The sequence below is a fragment of the Desulfovibrio piger genome (assembly GCF_900116045.1).
GTDB classification, from domain to species: Bacteria; Desulfobacterota; Desulfovibrionia; order Desulfovibrionales; family Desulfovibrionaceae; genus Desulfovibrio; species Desulfovibrio piger_A.
The window spans coordinates 484,019-502,458 of the sequence record NZ_LT630450.1; the positions used below are offsets into that span (position 1 = coordinate 484,019).

The 18,440-nt window shown below is 64.6% G+C and carries 15 protein-coding genes; 14 read left to right on the plus strand and 1 reads right to left on the minus strand.

Translation table 11 applies throughout. The annotated features are described in order from the left end of the window. Positions 1-172: 172 nt before the first annotated feature. On the minus strand, positions 173-1,453 hold the full coding sequence (gene lysA, locus DESPIGER_RS02465) for a diaminopimelate decarboxylase (RefSeq protein ID WP_072332617.1): 1,281 nt from the start codon (positions 1,451-1,453) through the stop codon (positions 173-175). 317 nt (positions 1,454-1,770) lie between these two features. On the opposite strand from lysA, the gene DESPIGER_RS02470 reads away from it, so the two are divergent. From DESPIGER_RS02470 to DESPIGER_RS02535, 14 genes are all read left to right on the plus strand, one after another. Next, complete coding sequence (locus DESPIGER_RS02470; RefSeq protein WP_072332620.1) at positions 1,771-2,193, plus strand: FKBP-type peptidyl-prolyl cis-trans isomerase; 423 nt, start codon at positions 1,771-1,773, stop codon at positions 2,191-2,193. Between the two features lie 27 nt (positions 2,194-2,220). After that, entirely contained in the window at positions 2,221-4,413 is a 2,193-nt protein-coding gene (locus DESPIGER_RS02475; protein ID WP_072332623.1) for a glutamine synthetase III, read from the plus strand. A gap of 233 nt (positions 4,414-4,646) precedes the next feature. After that, entirely contained in the window at positions 4,647-6,089 is a 1,443-nt protein-coding gene (locus DESPIGER_RS02480) for an anthranilate synthase component I family protein (protein ID WP_072332626.1), read from the plus strand. Next, positions 6,070-7,662, plus strand: coding sequence for an anthranilate phosphoribosyltransferase (gene trpD / locus DESPIGER_RS02485; protein ID WP_072332629.1), 1,593 nt, complete (start codon positions 6,070-6,072; stop codon positions 7,660-7,662). The genes DESPIGER_RS02480 and trpD overlap by 20 nt, the downstream gene beginning before the upstream one ends. Beyond that, the gene (locus tag DESPIGER_RS02490) at positions 7,652-8,467 is read left to right on the plus strand and encodes an indole-3-glycerol phosphate synthase TrpC (protein ID WP_072332632.1); all 816 of its coding nucleotides are present in this window, start codon (positions 7,652-7,654) and stop codon (positions 8,465-8,467) included. The genes trpD and DESPIGER_RS02490 overlap by 11 nt, the downstream gene beginning before the upstream one ends. After that, complete coding sequence (locus DESPIGER_RS02495) at positions 8,457-9,071, plus strand: phosphoribosylanthranilate isomerase (RefSeq protein WP_072332636.1); 615 nt, start codon at positions 8,457-8,459, stop codon at positions 9,069-9,071. The genes DESPIGER_RS02490 and DESPIGER_RS02495 overlap by 11 nt, the downstream gene beginning before the upstream one ends. Before the next feature lie 124 nt (positions 9,072-9,195). Further along, positions 9,196-10,386 (plus strand): tryptophan synthase subunit beta, encoded by a 1,191-nt coding sequence (trpB, locus tag DESPIGER_RS02500; RefSeq protein WP_072332639.1) that lies wholly within the window; start codon positions 9,196-9,198, stop codon positions 10,384-10,386. A gap of 193 nt (positions 10,387-10,579) precedes the next feature. Next, entirely contained in the window at positions 10,580-11,347 is a 768-nt protein-coding gene (trpA, locus tag DESPIGER_RS02505) for a tryptophan synthase subunit alpha (protein ID WP_072332642.1), read from the plus strand. A 210-nt stretch (positions 11,348-11,557) separates the two neighbouring features. Next, on the plus strand, positions 11,558-11,833 hold the full coding sequence (locus DESPIGER_RS02510; protein ID WP_006004989.1) for a DUF2325 domain-containing protein: 276 nt from the start codon (positions 11,558-11,560) through the stop codon (positions 11,831-11,833). A gap of 115 nt (positions 11,834-11,948) precedes the next feature. Further along, positions 11,949-14,171 (plus strand): ferrous iron transport protein B, encoded by a 2,223-nt coding sequence (gene feoB, locus DESPIGER_RS02515; RefSeq protein WP_083575259.1) that lies wholly within the window; start codon positions 11,949-11,951, stop codon positions 14,169-14,171. Positions 14,172-14,654: 483 nt separating this feature from the next. Beyond that, complete coding sequence (locus DESPIGER_RS02520) at positions 14,655-15,083, plus strand: hypothetical protein (protein WP_072332648.1); 429 nt, start codon at positions 14,655-14,657, stop codon at positions 15,081-15,083. A gap of 6 nt (positions 15,084-15,089) precedes the next feature. After that, positions 15,090-15,611 carry a 3'-5' exonuclease gene (locus tag DESPIGER_RS02525; RefSeq protein WP_072332651.1) on the plus strand — a complete coding sequence of 174 codons (522 nt, stop codon included), beginning with the start codon at positions 15,090-15,092 and terminating at the stop codon, positions 15,609-15,611. A gap of 187 nt (positions 15,612-15,798) precedes the next feature. Continuing rightward, positions 15,799-16,206, plus strand: coding sequence for a GNAT family N-acetyltransferase (locus DESPIGER_RS02530; protein WP_231927616.1), 408 nt, complete (start codon positions 15,799-15,801; stop codon positions 16,204-16,206). Positions 16,207-16,376: 170 nt separating this feature from the next. Continuing rightward, positions 16,377-18,389, plus strand: a complete 2,013-nt coding sequence (locus DESPIGER_RS02535) for a hypothetical protein (protein WP_156831613.1) — start codon at positions 16,377-16,379, stop codon at positions 18,387-18,389. Positions 18,390-18,440 lie beyond the last annotated feature (51 nt).

Below are 18,440 nucleotides of genomic sequence, written 5' to 3' on the forward strand. Positions count from 1 at the left end.
CCCGGATGCCGCGCGGGCTTTCCTGGCGCGGGACAGGACGGACCTTTCTGCTGCGGCAGATGGACGGGGCAAAAGTTCCGTATGGCCGGAAGCGCTCGAAAGGGGAAAGGGGTGCTTTCCCGCCGGGAAAGTCCCCTTCCCCCTTATGGAGAATCGGGCAGATGGCCCAGGATTACAGCAGGCCCTCGTAACAGGCGGCCAGGTCCTCCAGGGTCTCGCGGCGGCGGATCAGGCGCACGCTGCCGTCGGTCTGGATCAGGATCTCGGCGGCCCGGCAACGCTGGTTGTAGGAGGAAGACATCACGAAGCCGTAGGCCCCGGCGTCCAGCACGCCCAGCACGTCGCCTTCATGCAGCAGGGGCAGCTGGCGGTTCTTGGCCAGGATGTCGCCGCTTTCGCAGATATTGCCCACGACGCTCTGCTCCACGGTCCCGGTATCCGGGCCCTGCGCGCCCTGGCGATACACTTCCACATCGTGGAAGGAGTCGTACATGGCCGGGCGCACCAGCACGTTGAAACCCAGGTCGGTCCCGGCATAGCGCCTGTCGCCGTTGGTCTTGGTGGCATTGACGCTCCCCAGCAGGATGCCGCATTCGGCCACCACATAGCGGCCGGGCTCCACCAGGAAGCGGCCGGTGTAGCCGGTCTTTTCCGCCCAGCCGCTGATGAGGCCGTGCAGGCGGCGGCCCAGGTCGTCCATGTCCAGACGGGGCTGGTTTTCGTATTTGTGGTAGGGGATGCCGAAACCGCCGCCGAAGTCGATGACTTCCAGCTTTTGCAGCACATCGGCGGGCAGGCGTTCGGCCAGGTGCAGCAGGACGTCGGCGGCGGCGATATAGCCGTCGGCTTCCATGAACAGGGAACCGATGTGCTGGTTGATGCCGGCCAGATGCAGGTCATGTTTCTTCAGGATGGCGAACAGGTCGTCCAGCAGTTCCGGCGAAACGCCGAATTTTGTCTCCTTGCCGGCCGTGACGACCTTGGCGTGATGGCCCGCACCGATGCCGGGGTTGAAGCGCACCATGACCTTGCCGCCGGGGTTGACGCGGCCCAGGGTCTCCACCTGGGAAAGGGAATCCACGCTGACCAGCACACCGTGCTCGACGGCATTGCGCAGCTCGGCCTCAGAGATGTTGTTGGAGATGTAAAGGATCTCGTCGGCGGTGAAGCCCGCCAGCCGGTCCATGTACAGCTCGCCGGGGCTCATGGCATCCACCACCAGGCCTTCTTCACGGATAATGCGCAGCAGCACGGGGTTGGTGTTGGCCTTGACCGAATAGTTGACACCGAAGCCGGGCAGGGAGGAAAGGGCCTTGAGTTCGCGGCAGCGCTGGCGCAGCACGGCCTCGTTGTAGACATAGAGCGGCGTACCGAACTGTTGGGCCAGATCCAGAGGAGAATGGCCTTCATAAAAATTGATACTGTCGGTATAGCTGGAGCGGATCTGGGACATAGGGGATTCCTTGGTCTGAAAGGCTGCCGGCTCTGGCCGGCTCAGGCATTGTTTGGGCGCTCAATATATGCTGTCGCCTCCCCCGGCTGTCAAGATGGCAGGCCCGCGGCAAGGGCGATTTCATGGCGGCCCGGGCCGTGCCGCAGGGGATGGCAGGCCCGCCCGCATTGACATGACAGCCCCCCTGCTTTATTCCAAAACAGCGGAACGGTGGAAAATGCCCTGGCGGCATCCGGGTTCCCGCCTTTCACGCGGCCTTTTGCCGCGCATTCTTTTTTTGTAATCAACCGGGCTTGCCCGAATCATACGGAGTATCCATGGCTATCAAGAATGGCGACACCCTGCGCGTGCACTACACCGGCACTCTCAGCGACGGCACTGTTTTCGATTCTTCCCGCGAACGCGATCCCCTGGAATTCACCATGGGCAAAGGCATGCTCATCCCCGGCTTCGAAGCCGCCGTCATGGGCCACGAAGCGGGCGAGACCGTGACCGTCACCATTCCCCCGTCCCAGGCCTATGGCGAAAGCGACCCCGAGCTGGTCTTCACCGTGGACCGCGCCCAGGTGCCCGACCACATCCCGCTGACCGTGGGCGTGCCGCTGCAGCTTTCCAATGAACAGGGCCAGATGGACGTGACCATCACCGAAGTCACGGACGAGGAGATCACCCTGGATGCCAACCATCCCCTGGCCGGCAAGGAACTGACCTTCGAAATCGAAATCGTCAGCGTCAACTAGGGTCCCGACGTTGACAAGGGAGCTTTCATGAGCAGCAACTCCGCCCGCAGAAGTGCCGTTCAGGCCATCACCACCTACAAGCCGGAAGCGTCGCCGCTGAATTTCTATGATACCAAGCCCACCGACATTTTCGGCTGTAACGTGTTCACTGACAAGGTGATGCGCGAACGCCTGCCCAAGGATGTCTACAAGGCCCTGCACAAGACCATCGAATTTGGCGAGCGCATGGATCCCGGCATCGCCGATACCGTGGCCGCCGTCATGAAGGACTGGGCCATCGAAAAGGGTGCCACCCACTTCACCCACATTTTTTATCCCCTGACCGGCCAGACGGCGGAAAAGCACGACAGCTTCCTGATGCCTGACGGCCAGGGCCGCATCATCGCCGAATTTTCCGGCGCCATGCTGATCCGCGGCGAACCCGACGCCTCGTCCTTCCCCTCCGGCGGCCTGCGCTCCACCTTTGAGGCGCGCGGCTACACGGCCTGGGATGTGACCAGTCCCGCCTACATCATGGAGAACCCCAACGGGACTTTCCTGTGCATCCCCACCATGTTCCTTTCCTGGACCGGTGTGGCCCTGGACAAGAAGACCCCGCTGCTGCGTTCCGGCCAGGCCCTCAACCGTGAGGCCCGCCGCGTGCTGAAGCTGTTCGGTATCGAGACCAAGCTGCCCGTGGTCTCCTATGCCGGTCTGGAGCAGGAATATTTCTGCATCGACCACAACTTCAACTTCGCCCGTCCCGACCTGCAGGTGGCGGGCCGTTCGCTCTTCGGTGCCCGTCCGGCCAAGGGCCAGGAGTTCAGCGACCAGTACTTCGGGGTCATCCCCCAGCGCGTGCTGTCCTACATGATGGAAGTGGAACGCGAGCTCTACAAGCTGGGCGTGCCCGTGCGCACCCGCCACAATGAAGCCGCGCCCAGCCAGTACGAGATCGCGCCCCTGTACGAGGCCAGCAACCTGGCCGTGGACCACAACCACATCATTATGTCCACCCTGCGCAACGTGGCCAAACGCTACGGGCTCAAGTGCCTGCTGCACGAAAAGCCCTTCTACGGCGTCAACGGCTCGGGCAAGCATGTGAACTATTCCATCGGCAATGCCGAGCTGGGCACGCTGTTCAACCCCGGCGAGACCCCGCACGCCAATGCCAAGTTCCTGGTGTTCTGTGCGGCCATGATCCGCGCCGTGCACAAGTTCGGCGGCCTGCTGCGCGCCACGGTGGCCAGTGCCAGCAATGACCACCGTCTGGGTGCCCATGAAGCTCCGCCGGCCATCATGTCCATCTTCCTGGGCGACCAGCTGACGGAAGTGTTCGAAGCCTTCCGCGCCGGCCGTATCGACGATGCCGCCAACAGCAAGAGCGGCCGTGTCATGAACGTGGGCGTGGATACCCTGCCGCCCCTGCCCACCGATCCCGGGGATCGCAACCGCACCAGCCCCATCGCCTTCACGGGCAACCGTTTCGAGTTCCGTGCCCTGGGCTCCAGCCAGTCCGCTGCCGGTTCCATCACGGCCCTGAACGCCATCATGGCCGATTCGCTGGGCCATGCGGCAGATTTCCTGGAAGGCGAACTGGCCCGCGGCAAGGATCTCAATACGGCCATCCAGCACTATGTGCAGCATGTCATCGAGGAGCACAGCGCCGTGATCTTCAATGGTGACGGCTACTCCAGCATCTGGCATGCCGAAGCCGAACGCCGCGGCCTGCCCAATCTGCGCACCACGCCCGAGGCCATGCCCGAGCTGATCCGCCCCGAGGTCATCGACCTTTACGAGCGTCTGGGCATCCTGAACCGTGCCGAGCTCAAGGCCCGTTACGACATCTATCTGGAACAGTACTGCAAGACCGTGCGTACCGAAGCCATCCTGACCACCCGCATCGCCCGGACCATCATCTTCCCCGCGGCCATGCGCTATCAGGGCGAACTGGCCGAGACAGCGGCCCGCATGAAGGCCATCGGCAAGGACTTCCGCACCATGACCCTGGACGAAGTCACCGAGCAGCTGCGCGGCCTGCAGGATGCTACCCGCAGTCTGGAAGCCACACTGGCCAGCGTGGACGGCAAGGGCGATTTCCTGGCCCGTGCCACCCGCTACTGCACGGAAGTGCTGCCCCTCATGAGTGAGGTGCGGCGCTATGCCGACCTGCTGGAGACCCGTGTGGCCGATGACCTGTGGGATCTGCCCAGCTATCAGGAGATCCTTTTCGGAAAGTAGTTGACAGCCGGAAGGAATTGTGATCTTCTACTCAAAGAAATTTCAACCATCAGGATAGTTTTTATGTCGTGCACCTTCTCCCATATATGCTTCCGCACCTTCTGGTGGCGCGTGAGTCAATGTACGGGGGACGTGCAGGCATAGCCTGTTGCGATTGATACGTCACATGCATTGAGCAAGCGCCGTTCCCCCCACGGGGAACGGCGCTTTTTTTATTTTGAAGGACGGACCTTATGAATACCACTACTTCTTCCGACGCGGCTCCCCAGGCTCCACTTGTCTCCTTGCGGCAGCAGGCCCGCTGGCTGCCCGCCGACATGGATACGCCCATCAGCCTTTATCTGGGCATGGTGGGCCGGCAGGACGGCATCCTGCTGGAAAGCGCGGAGGTGGACGGCCGCTGGGGGCGCTACAGCGTCCTTGCCTGCGATATGGCCCTGTATGTCCGCTGCCGCGAAGGGCGGCTGGACCTGCGCATCGAGGATGCACGCCTTGCCCCTCTTGCCGTTTTGCAGGGCCTGCCTTTTGTGGAAGGCCTGCGCCGCCTGATGCAGGGCCTGTACCTGGAGGCCCCGGCGCAGATCGAAGGCCTTCCGGCCATCACCCGCGCCCTTTACGGCTGGGTGGGCTTCGGCATGGCCTCCCTGTTCCAGCCCCGCCTGGCCACGGTCATGCCGCCGGAAGAGGCGGAAAGCATGCTGGTGCTGCCCGGGACGCAGCTGGTCTTCGACCATCTGTACAATCGGCTGTGCCAGATCAGCCTGGGCGAACACCGCGAGGTACGGGGCAGCCGCGATGCGGAAGGCAGCTTCAGCGTCAGCGGCGACGTCCGCGACGATCCCGGGGAAGCCGGCTACAAGGCCATGGTGGAAAAGATCAAGGCCATGCTGCATCAGGGCGAGGCCATACAGGTGGTGCCGTCCGTGAATTTTTCCGTGGCCTGCGAAGGGGATCCCTTCGTGCTCTACCGGCGTATGCGCCGCTATAATGCCTCGCCCTACATGTTCTTCATGCGGCTGGCAGACTTCTGCTTCTGGGGGGCCTCGCCGGAAGTCATGGTGCGCTGCCAGAAAGGCCGCCTGCAGCTGTCGCCCATCGCCGGGACGCGGCGCCGTGGCCGGGACGATCTGGAAGATGCCCGACTGGCGGAGGAATTGCGCAGTGACCCCAAGGAACAGGCCGAGCATGTGATGCTGGTGGATCTGGGGCGCAATGACCTCGGGCGGGTGGCCCAGCCCGGCAGCGTGAACCTGGAGCGCTGCATGGATGTGGAGCGTTTTTCCCATGTCATGCATCTGACCAGCCGTGTCACGGCCCGCCTTGCCCAGGGGCTCGATGCCCTGGACGTGCTGGCGGCCACCTTCCCGGCGGGGACGGTGAGCGGTGCGCCCAAGGTCAGGGCCATGGAGATCATCCGCAGCCTAGAAGGGCGCGCCCGCGGGCCGTATGCGGGGTGCATCGGCTGGCTGGGACTGGACAAGGACAGTGTGGACCTGGACATGGGCATCGCCATCCGCAGCATGTGGAGCCGTCAGGGCCGTCTGTTCTGGCAGGCCGGGGGCGGCATCGTCCACGATTCCGACGCTGCTCTGGAATGGAAAGAAGTTTGCAACAAATCAGCCATCATGCGCCTTGTGCTTGAAGAGGGTGACGCTCATGTTCCTGCTCATCGATAATTACGACTCCTTTACCTACAACCTGGTCCAGGCGTTCTATGCCCTGGGGCACGAGCCCGTGGTGCTGCGCAACGACGACCCCGCCATCCTGGACATGGCCGTGGACCCCGCCCTGGAGATGGTCTGCATCTCGCCCGGGCCGGGACATCCCTCGCAAACAGGCTTCTGCCCCGAATTCCTGCGCCGCCTGCCGCATCATGTGCCGGTGCTGGGCGTCTGTCTGGGCCATCAGCTGCTGGGCCTGCATGCCGGGGCGCAGGTGGATGTGGGCCCCTGCATCATGCACGGCAAACAGTCCGAGATCGTGCACGACGGCAGCGGCCTGTTCGAGGGCCTGCCCAATCCCATGAAGGTGGCCCGCTATCATTCGCTGGTGGTCCGTACCGGGGAAGAGGAGGGCAATGCCCTGTTCAAGGTGACGGCCCGGGCCCCCGAGGGCGAGGTCATGGCCCTGCAATACCGTGACAGGCCGTGGGTGGGGGTGCAGTTCCATCCCGAATCCATCCTGACGCCGGACGGCCTGCGCCTGCTGGGCAACTTCCCCCAGGCCATCCTGCCCCGGCAGGGACGGGACGGCGGCATGGCCGAGGTGCTGGAGCATCTGGCACGCCGGGAGGATTTGACGGCAGACATGGCGGCACGCAGTTTTGGGGCGCTCATGGACGGCAAGCTCACGCCTGCCCAGGCCGGGAGCTTCCTCATGGGGCTGCGCATGAAGGGCGAAAGCGCTCTGGAGCTGGCCCATGCCACCCGGGCGGCCCTGGCCCGTGCCGTGCGCGTGGAAGGCATCCCTGGCCCGTGCATCGACGTGGTGGGGACCGGCGGTGACGGCCGCCATTCCTTCAACTGCTCCACGGCTACCTCGCTGGTGCTGGCAGGCATGGGCTACAAGGTGGTGAAGCACGGCAACCGGGCCGTCTCGTCCACCTGCGGCAGTGCCGATGCCCTGGAGAGCCTGGGCATCCCGCTGGATACCGATCCCGCGGCAGTGGCGGACATGGTGGCCAGGCGCAACTTCGCCTTCCTCTTCGCCCCGCATTTTCATCCGGCGTTCAAGAATATCGGCCCGTTGCGCAAGGAACTGGGGGTGCGCACCCTGTTCAACCTGCTGGGCCCCATGATCAATCCGGCCCGGCCCAGCCATCTGCTCATGGGCGTGGCCCGGCCCGAGCTGGTGCCCCTGCTGGCCGATACCCTGTCCCAGTCCGCGCTCTACCGGGCGGCGGTGGTCTGCGGGGCCGGCAACTATGACGAGCTGACGCCCATGGGCCCGGCCACGGCCATGCTGCTGCACAACGGCAGCGTCCGGCCCCTTGAGCTGGATCCCGCCAGCTTCGGCTTCCAGAGCTGCACCCCGGAAGAGCTGGCGGTGGAGAGCCGTGAAGAAGCCGTGGCCGTGCTGCGGCGCCTGCTTGACGGTGAAGGCCCGCGCCCCATGCGCGACATGGTGGCCCTCAACGTGGGGCTGGCCATCTTCCTCATGGAAGAGAGCATGCCGCTGGATGTCTGCATGGCCCGTGCCCGCGAAGCCGTACGTGCCGGTCTGGGGAGGAGGGTCCTCCATGCTGCTTGAGCGTTTTCTCTGGGCCAAGGCTGACGAAGTGGCACGGTTGCGGCGGCAGGAAAGGGAAGACGGCCTGCCTGCCCCCTACAGCGGGCAGCGCGGCGATTTTGCTGCGGCCCTGCAGGGGAGGAAGGAGGGCGCGCCGCTGGCCGTCATCGCGGAATTCAAGCAGGCTTCACCGTCCCGCGGGCGCATCTGCGACACCCTGACGGTGGAGGAGGCCGCCCGGCAGTATGTGAACGCCGGCGCGGGAGCCCTGTCCATCCTCACGGAGCGGCGCTTTTTTGCCGGTGAGCTGGACTTCCTGGGGCGGGCGGCCGCCCGCTGCCCCGGAACGCCCCTGCTGCGCAAGGACTTCATCTTCGATCCCCTGCAGGTGCGGGCCACGGCGGCCACCCCGGCAGCGGCCCTGCTGCTCATCGTGGCCCTGACCCCGGATGCCGCGCTGCTGCGGCGTCTGCGCGAGCAGGCGGAAAGTTTCGGCATGCAGGCCGTGGTGGAGGTCTGCGGCAGGAAGGATCTGGCGCTGGCCCGGGAGAGCGGGGCGCGCCTCATCCAGGTCAATGCCCGGGATCTGGACACGCTGCGGGTGGACAGACGTGCCTGCCTGGAACTGGCACGGCAGTTTCCGCCGGAGCAGGGCGAGATCTGGATCGCGGCCAGCGGCATGGATCGTCGCGGGCATCTGGAAGAAGCCGCCCGGGCCGGATTTTCCGCTGCGCTGGTGGGGACGGCCCTCATGGCGGACGGAGAACCCGGTGCCGCCTTGCACCGGCTGCTCCACGGCCGGGAGGAAGGGCATCATGCTGCTTAAATTTTGCGGGTTGCGGCGGCAGGAAGATGTGGCGCTGGCCGCCCGGCTGGGAGCCACGCACTGCGGTTTTGTGTTCCATGCGGGCAGCCCCCGCTGTGTGGATGCCGTGGCGGTCTCCCGTCTGGAGAGCGGCGCCATGCTGCGCGTGGGCGTTTTCACCGGGCAGGACAGCGGCGAGATAGCCCGCATCATGCGGCTGGCGCGACTGGACATGGCCCAGCTCCATGCCGGGCAGTCCGTGGAGTGTGCCCGGCGGCTGGGCCCTGAACGGGTGATCCGTGTCCTCTGGCCGCAGCGGTACGGGGATGCGGCCGCCCTGGAAGCCGCGGCAGGGCAGTATGCCGACAGCTGTGCCCTGTACCTGCTGGATGCCGGCAGGACAGGCGGCGGCAGCGGCCGCACGCTGGTCTGGGAAGACTTGGAAGATCTGCGTCTGCCCCATCCCTGGCTGCTGGCCGGGGGCATGTCGCCTGCCAATCTCCGGCAGGCCCTGGCACGGTGCCGTCCTGACGGCGTGGACTGCAATTCCGGCGTGGAAGATGCGCCGGGGCGGAAAAATGCCCGGGCCATGACGGACATGGCCCGGCTTGCCGGACGCTCCTGACGGGAGCGGGCGTCCGCTTTGGGGGGCGGGCGCGGGGACTGCTCCCGCCCGGGCTGGAGAGCCGGACGGATACACGGTATAAAAAACGATAAACGATACAGTTCAGATACAGTGGAGTACGACCATGAAAAAAGGGTATTTTGGCGAATTTGGGGGATGTTTCGTTCCTGAATTGCTGATGCCGCCGCTGCTGGAAGTGGAAGCGGCCATGCGGGACATCATGCCGACGCAGCAATTCCAGGACGAGCTGCAGGATCTGCTGCACAACTATGCGGGACGGCCCACGCCCCTGACGTTCTGTCCGCGTCTTTCCGAAGAACTGGGGTTTGAACTGTGGCTCAAGCGTGAAGACCTGCTGCATTCCGGCGCCCACAAGATCAACAATACCCTGGGGCAGGCGCTGCTGGCCAAGTATATGGGCAAGACCGCCCTGGTGGCCGAGACCGGTGCCGGACAGCATGGTGTGGCCACGGCCGTGGCGGCCGCACGCCTGGGCATGAGCTGCACCATCTACATGGGGGCGGAAGACGTGGAGCGGCAGGCGCCCAACGTCATGCGCATGCGTCTGCTCGGTGCCACCGTGCATCCGGTGGAAAGCGGCTCGCGCACGCTCAAGGATGCCATCAACGAGGCCCTGCGTGCCTGGATCGTCAGCCAGCAGACCACGCATTACTGCTTCGGCACGGCTGCCGGGCCCCATCCCTTCCCCACGCTGGTGCGCATGTTCCAGCAGGTCATCGGCCAGGAAGTGCGGGAACAGATGCTGGCCCGGGCCCGGCGCCTGCCGGACGCCGTGGTGGCCTGCGTGGGCGGCGGCTCCAATGCCATCGGCCTGTTCCATCCCTTCCTGGATGACGAGGGCGTGCGCATCATCGGCGTGGAAGCCGCCGGTACGGGCGAACCGGGCTGCTTCAATTCTGCGCCGCTCAATCTGGGCAGCCCCGGCGTACTGCACGGCAACCGCACCATGCTGCTCCAGAACCGTGACGGCCAGATCGAGCCTTCGCATTCTGTCTCGGCCGGGCTGGACTATCCCGGCGTGGGGCCGGAGCATGCCTTCCTGCACAAGACGGGCCGGGTGCGCTATGTGATGGTCCGTGATGCCCGGGCCCTGGCCGCTTTTGAAAAACTGTGCCATGCCGAAGGCATCCTGCCCGCCCTGGAATCCTCCCATGCCCTGGCCTGGGTGCTGGATCATCCCGAAGAGTTCGAGCCCGGCAGCAAGGTGGTGGTCAACCTCTCCGGCCGGGGGGACAAGGACCTGGCCATCGTGCGCAAAGCCCTGAACCTGCCGGAAAGCGGGGATATCTGCTAGAGCGGCAGCCCCACCGGCGGGCGCGTGGAAAGGCACGTTCCCCTGCAAGGGAACGCCGCTCCCGCGTCATGTGGCCGGAGCCTGCAAAATGGCCCTATCCCGGTGCCCGCGTCGAAATGGCGCCGGCAGGGGGCCCTATGGAACAACAGCCATAACGGGGGCGGTCGTCAACGACCGCTCCGGGAGTTTCACCATGCATATCCTTGAAGAAAAGATCCGTGCGGCCCGTGCGGACGGGCGCCATGCCCTGATCCCCTTTGTGACTTTTGGTTTCCCCGATGAAAAACGTTTCTGGCCCGCGCTGGTGGAGCTGGACGAGAGCGGGGCGGACATCATCGAGATCGGGGTCCCCTTTTCCGACCCTGTGGCCGACGGGCCTGTGGTGGAGGAAGCCTCGCGCCGGGTCCTGAGCGACGGCGTCTGCCTGGCCCGGATCATGGAAGAGCTGAAATTGCGTGCCGGGGTCTTCCGTGCGGGCATCGTCCTGATGGGCTACCTGAACCCCTTCCTGCAATACGGGGTGGAGAAACTGGCGGTGGAGGCCCGTGAGGCCGGTGTGCACGGCTTCATCATCCCGGATCTGCCCTATGAGGAATCCGGGGAGATCCGCCGTATCCTCGCCGCGCAGGGGCTGGCCCTGATCGCGCTGGTGGGGCCCAATACCTCGGAGGAGAGGATGCGTCTGTATGCGGAGGTCAGCGAGGGCTATGTCTATGTGGTCTCGGCCATGGCGACCACCGGCCAGCGTGCCCGCATGGAGATGCAGGTGGCCGAGACCCTGCAGCGGGCCCGTTCCGTGTTCCGTCTGCCGCTGGCGCTGGGCTTCGGCCTGGAACAGCCGGAGCAGCTGGCCGGCCTGCCGCCGGACACCCTGCCCGATGCCGTGGTTTTCGGCAGCGCGTTGCTGAAACATCTGGATGCCGGCAAATCCGCGGCCCAGTTCCTCGCGCGCTGGAAGTGACCTGGGGGAGGCGTCGTTTTTTAATCCGGTGGGGGCAGTGCCGTGTGCTGGTCCTCACCGGGAACGGGGGCCGTTTCTGCTGGTGCAGGGCGGCCCTTTTTTTGTGGGGGAGGCAGAGGATTTTTTTTCTTGACTTTGAAATTCGTTTTCAATTAAGTTGGATTTGCAGCATGTGGGGGCTGAGCGTGAAAACAAGATAAGGAGCCATATATGTGCGTCACTCTCATCGGCGGAATGGACAGACTCAAGCAGGACTATATCGCCGCTGCCCGTCAGGGAGGGGCAACCCTCAAATGCATCAGCCGCAACGAGCGGAATTTTGTGGACAAGATCGGCAACCCTGATGCCATCATCGTGTTCACCAACAAAGTCTCGCATGAGGCCAAGCGCAAAGCTCTGCTGCATGCCCGTTCCCGCAACATCCCCATCCATCTGGTGCACTCCTGCGGCGTGTCCAGCCTGCGTGATTGTTTGTCGTCTTCATAAATATTGACATTCATTTTCAAGTTGAGTAGGGTTCGGGAAATGAAATTCGTTTTTTCGAACCCTTACCTTTGTTTTGCCCATTGGTCACACAAGGCCTCAAAGAGGAGTTTTTGGAATGAGTGCTGAAGCCCGGTTTGATGGTGGTCAGGGAAAAATGGCCACGGGAGCGTTGCGGATCGCTCTGGCAGGCAATCCCAACTGTGGCAAGACCACGGTGTTCAATGCCTATACAGGCGCGCGACAGCATGTGGGCAACTATCCCGGCGTCACGGTGGACCGCAAGGAAGGCCATGTGCGCCACGGCAACGCCGACATCACCCTGGTGGACCTGCCCGGTACCTATTCCCTGACCGCCTACTCCATGGAAGAGCTGGTGGCCCGTGCCGAGCTGGGCAGCGGCGATGTCCAGGCCGTCATCAACGTGGTGGATGCCTCGGCCCTGGAACGCAACCTGCTGCTGACCGTGCAGATGATGGAGATGGGCCTGCCGGTGGTGCTGGTCTGCAATATGATGGACGAAGCCCGCAAGGCCGGGGTGCATATCGACATGGACCGGCTGTCCAGGATGATGGGCATCCCTGTGGTCTCCGCCGTGGCCCGTACCGGAGAGGGCCTGCAGCAGGCCCTTGGCGAGGCGGTGCGCCTGGCCGGGCAAGGGAAGCGCCGGGTGCTGGAGATCAATTACGGCGCGGACATCGACGAGGGGCTGCGGGCCATGTGCGGGATCATCCGGCGTGAGGGCCTGCTGCCGAAGTATGAGCCCCACTGGATCGCCGTGAAGCTCATGGAAGGTGACGCCGAGATCCGCAAGGAAGTGCAGCAGGCCGGCAGCGCCGCCGCGGCCGAACTGGATGCCGTGCGCCGCAAGGTGGCAGAGCATATCCGTACCGCGCACAACATCTCCATGGAAGCCTACATCACGGATGCCCGCTACGGGTATATCCGCGGTCTGCTGCGTGACGGCGTGGTGCGCCAGGATGCCGGCAAGGACCGTCTGGCCCTTTCCGACAAACTGGACAAGGTGCTGACCAATGCCTTTTTCGGGCCGCTCATCATGCTGGTCGTGCTGTACGGCCTGTTCTATGTGACCATCGAGGTCGGTGCCTATCCGCAGGGCTGGGTGGAAGACGGCTGCGCCGCGCTGGGGGAATTTTTTGCCGGCATCATCCCTGAAGGGGAGCTGCAGTCCCTGGTGGTGGACGGCATCATCGGCGGCGTGGGCGGCGTGCTCAGTTTCGCGCCCCTCATCGTCATCATGTTCGCCCTCATCGCCTTCCTGGAGGACAGCGGCTACATGGCGCGCATCGCCTATATGATGGACCGCATCTTCCGCGCTTTCGGCCTGCACGGCGCCTCTGTCATGCCCTATATCATCGCGGGCGGTATCGCGGGCGGCTGCGCCATCCCCGGCGCCATGGCCACGCGTACCCTGCGCAGCCCCAAGGAAAAACTGGCGACCCTGCTGACCCTGCCGTACATGAGCTGCGGCGCCAAGCTGCCCGTGTTCCTGCTGCTGGCCGCGGCATTCTTTGGCGATCAGGCTCCGACGGTGATGATGCTGGTCATGCTGTCGGGCTGGGTCTTTGCCCTGCTGGTGGCCCGCCTGCTGCGTTCCACCATCATCAAGGGCGAGGCGACCCCCTTCGTCATGGAACTGCCGCCCTACCGTCTGCCCACCCTGTTCAGCGTGCTCATGCACTGTTGGGAACGTACCTGGATGTATGTGAAAAAGGCCGGTACCGTGATCCTGGCCATCTCCATCATCATCTGGGCCGGTCTGACCTATCCCAAGCTGGATGAAGCCGATTCGGCCAGGTTCGACACGCGGATCGAGCAGCTCACGGCCCAGCTGGACGCCCTGCCTGACGAAGACGAAGGCCGCGCTGCCCTGGAAGAGCAGATCACCAGGCTGGAAGAAGAGAAAGGCGCCGCCGAGCTGGCTTACAGCTATGCCGGTCGCCTGGGCAAGGCCATCGAGCCCCTGACCCTGCCCGCCGGTTTTGAATGGCGTACGGACATCGCCCTGCTGGCCGGTGTGGCCGCCAAGGAAGCTGTTGTCTCCACCATGGGCACGGCGTACTCCCTTGGTGATGTGGATCCCGAAGATGCCCAGAACCTGGGCCAGCTTTTGCGGAGCAACCCCAACTGGAACAAGGCCACGGCCCTTTCCCTGATGCTCTTCGTGCTGCTGTATTCGCCCTGCTTCGTCTCCCTGGTGGTCATCCAGCGTGAGGCCGGGGGCTGGCGCTGGCTGATCTTCAGCATGGTCTTCAATACGCTGCTGGCCTTTGCCGTCTCCGTAGCAGCCTACCAGATCGGGCTGGTGGTCTGGGACTAGACCCGTACAGGCTGAACGTCCGGCGGCGGGTAACGGCCGCCGTCATGCGGGAGGGGCTTTCTGGAGCCCCTCCTTTTTTGGGCTTTCTGCGGCGGTCATGGCACAAGGAGCCCGGCGGGGGCTGTATGGAGCGCAGGGCCGCTCGCGCGGCCATCCCGCAGCGGTCTGGGATGACAATCCCGTCCATCCCCGTTCGCCTGCAGGCCGCGGGCATGCCGGACAGCGAGACCGGAAGATGCCGCCCCGGCAGACTGTCTGCAGGGAGAGGGGACTTCCCCTGCCTTGACAAAGGCTGCGGAGCACGGGCATTATCCCCACGATGGGGCATTCCCTGATCCGGCGGACATGCGGTCCGCAGAGCAAGGACGCGTGCGCAGCCACATGGTCGGACTGTGCACGAAAAGGAGATGCCCGGACTCACGACGGGGCCGTTTCGTCCGCATGCGGTGCGCCGTGGCAAAGAGCAGACAAAGGAGTGTTCATATGTCCGCTGACTGGAGCAAGGGCGTTGAAGAACTGGTGCAGGCCTGGCAGAGCGATCCCCTGAATGCCCGCGCGGCCTTCTTGGCATATCGTGACTATCTGGCGGGCCTGGAGAACGTTTCGCTGGAGTTCAAGGCCCGCCCGGGCGTCAGCTATTCGCTGCGTGCGCGCAATGCCGCCCAGAAACGGCGAGAGCTGTTCGTTCTGGTGGATGTGGTGGATGACGAACCGGAAAGCCGCTGGCTGTCGGTCTGCTTTTATGCCGACATGATCCAGGATCCTGACGAGCTGGGCGACTATGTGCCGGCCGGGCTCATGGGCGAGGATGCCTGCTGCTTCAATCTGGATGAAGATGATGACGCCATGCGTGCCTACATCGCCGACCGCATCGCCGAGGCTGCCCGCAGCGCGGCGGAGGGCAAGGAGTAGCCCCGTATGATGACAGGCCGGTATGTGGCCCTTGATTTTGAAACTTCCGGCTATGCGGCCCACAGCGCCTGCGCTGTGGGCCTTTGCCGCATCGAGGGCGGTGTGGTGACGGACCGCTTTTACAGCCTGATCCGTCCGCCGTCCTCCCGTGTTCTGTTCACCCATGTGCACGGCCTGACCTGGCCCCTGCTGAAGGATGCCCCGACCTTCACGGAACTGTGGCCGCAACTCGCTGCTTTTATGGAAGGCGCGCAGGCCCTTCTGGCCCACAATGCCGGCTTCGACCGCAGGGTGCTGCATGCGTCCTGCCAGGCTCTGGGGCTTGTACAGCCGCAGCTGCCTTTTTTGTGCACGCTCAAAGGGGCACGCCGCAGCCTGCCGCTGGCGTCGCGGGCGCTGGACAGCGTCTGTGACTACTTCGGCATCCCGCTGGACCACCATCACGCCGGCTCCGATGCCCGGGCCTGCGCGGAGATCTATCTGCGCCTTCGCGGCCTGGGGGTCACGGACGGCCAGATGAAATTGTGACGGTTGCCGGACGGCACGGAGAGGAGGCCCCCTTGGACGGATGGCCTCCTTTTTTTATGGCGGAAGGATGGCGAACGGGACACGGGCGGATGGGCGAGGCCGCGCGACCGTAAGGAAAGACAGGGATACGGGAGGAGAGATGGATATCGTCCATGTCCGCAGTCATAAAAAAATCTGGTTGCCGCTCTTGCTCGTAGGGGATGAGAGCGAGGCCATGATAGACCGTTATCTGGAGCGCGGGGAGCTGTTCGTCCTCCATGACCCGGATGCCCGGGGGCTTTGCGTCGTGACCCGGGAGAGCGGGGGCGTGGCGGAGATCAAGAACCTGGCCGTGGCAGCCGCCTGGCGCAGACGCGGTTACGGCAAGGCGTTGATAGAGTTTGTCTGTGCGCGCTATGCCTCGTCCTGCCACAGTCTGCAGCTGGGCACAGGAGAAGTCCCCTCGACGCTGGCATTTTACCGGGCCTGTGGTTTTGTGCCGTTTGACCGCATCCCTGCGTTCTTCACCCGCAACTATCCCCGGCCCATCGTGGAAGAGGGCGTTCTTTTGCGTGATATGGTGTACCTGCGGCGCCGGCTGTCTGCCGGGAGATGAGGCGGACAGCGTGGAGCTGTTCCGGGAAGCCGAGTGCGTCATTTTTTTGAATGTTCACGCGCAGTCATTATGAGAAAGATATTCAATATACTGTAATTAATGATTATTTATAAATGGCATCCTCTTTGCTAGTTGAGTGTGGATACAACTATCCAGGGGGAAATCTGACCGTGTCGGACAGCAGCAACATTCAGGAGCGCCACAGGGCGACAGGACGTGCCCGGCAGGCCGCCGTTGCGGTGGCCGCGTTCGTCTTCCTGCTGCTGACCGTGCTTTTGGGGGGCTTGTCCTTGCAGGGAAAGGGCGCGTGTTCCGCCGATGAAAGGGCGGTCGCCCTTCGCCATGAGCGGGAGACGCTGCTGGCCCGGCAGCTGGAACAATTTTCCTGCATCCGCCAGGCGCGGGTGCAACTTTCTCCCCGGAGCTGGCAGCCCGGGGTAGTCATCGTCCTGGAGCCTGTCCGGCCGGAGGCCATGCCGGATGCGGCGGCGCTGGACAGGATGCTGGATGCCCTGGCTCTGGTGCCGGACGGGCCGGACAAACGCCATGTCCTTGTCTTCGACCCGGAGGGGCGGCGCCTGTATCCCGCGGATGAGACAGACGAAACGGCCCTCCGGGAACAGGAACTGGCTCTTGAACGGCAGGCCCTGCGGGTCTTGCGCCCCCTGCTGGACTGCGGCAGGGCAGATGTGCTCGTCAGCCGGAATGGTGCAGAAACGGGAAAGGGCCGGGCCAGCCGTACGGTCTCGGTGCTGCTGGAGGAAGATGCGGTCCCGGAAGCCGTGCGACCGCATCTTGAGGCCCTGCTGCGGCAGGCCTGCGCGCTGGAAGAAGAGCGGGGCGATACGCTGCGGGTCTGTTTCCTGCCTGCCCGGCGGGACGGGGCTGTCCTGCGGGGCCTGGCCCTGGCCTGCCTTGTCCTGTCTCTGGCCTGTGCAGCCGCGTTCTTTTGCTTGCGTCGCCGTGGGCCTTGCCCTTCCGCGCCTTCCGGGGTGTCCGAAACCTTCCTGCCGGGCGGGACAGGGGCGGATGGCAGGGAGGCAGGCGACGACGGCAGCGTACGCCAGCAGACGGAAGCCTGTGTCAGGGAGCATCCCGGGCACGGGGCGGCCTTGCTGCGGCACTGGCTGGCACAGGAAGATGCGGCGTCCAAAGGGCCGTCAGGGCCAGCGGGAGGGCAGGGGCCGCAACTGACAGGCAGCCAGCGCTGTGCCGTCTTCCTGCTGGACGTGGGCGAGGAGGTGGCCGCAGCCATGCTGGGCGGCATGCAGCGGCAGGAGGTGACCCGGATCACGACGGCCATGGCCTGCCTGCCGCATATACCTGAAAGCGGTGTGCGGGCCACCCTGAGGGAAGCCCGTGTATTCCTTGAGATGCAGGCTGGCGGTATCGGTGCGGACAGGGAGCTGGCCGGGCGCCTGCTGGCCTATTGTCTGGGAGAGCGTGAGGCCCGGGAGGCCATGCGCGGCTGGTCCCCGGAGAAGGCTGTGCGTCCGTTCGAAACGTTGGAGCGGATGCGCCCGGGGCAGCTCTATCAGCTGTTGCGGCAGGAGCATCCCCAGACACTGGCGCTGATTCTTGGCCACCTTTCCGCATCCCAGGCGGCGGGTCTGCTCATGCGCCTGCCGACGGACATGCGTTCCCTGCTGCTGGAACATATCGGCGGCCTGGCCCCGGTGGATGCGGACATACTGGATGAGATGGACAGGGTGCTCGCCCGGCAGGCTGCGGAACGATCCGCACAGGACTGGCAGCCCGGCCTGCAGGTGGCGGCGGAGATCGTGGCGGCTGCCGGCAGGGATGCGGGTACGGAGCTGCTGTCGGCTCTGGAGAAGCAGGCTTCCCGCCTGCCTTCGCTGCTGGGCAGGATGGTACACAGTCCCGAGGACTGCCTGACACTGGAGGACGGCCTGCTGGAAGAAGCTTTGGAGGAAACGTCCGGCGAGGCTCTGGCCGGTGTGTTGCATGCGTGCGGACCTGCCGTGCGCACGGCCCTGCTGGAGCATGTTCCCGAAGCACGGCGGTCCGCCGTCGAACGGCGCCTCCGCGATGGAGCGCCGTCTCCCGGGCAGGCGGCCGGATATCGCGACGATTTTTTGCGCCGTGTGCGGCAGTTGCAGGCAGAGCGCATGCAGGCGGATCTGGATGCGGCAAAAGCGGCGGAACAGCGGCCCGGATCATGAAAAACAGCCCGGAAGATGCTCTTCCGGGCTGCTGCAGTCTGAGTCAGGTCC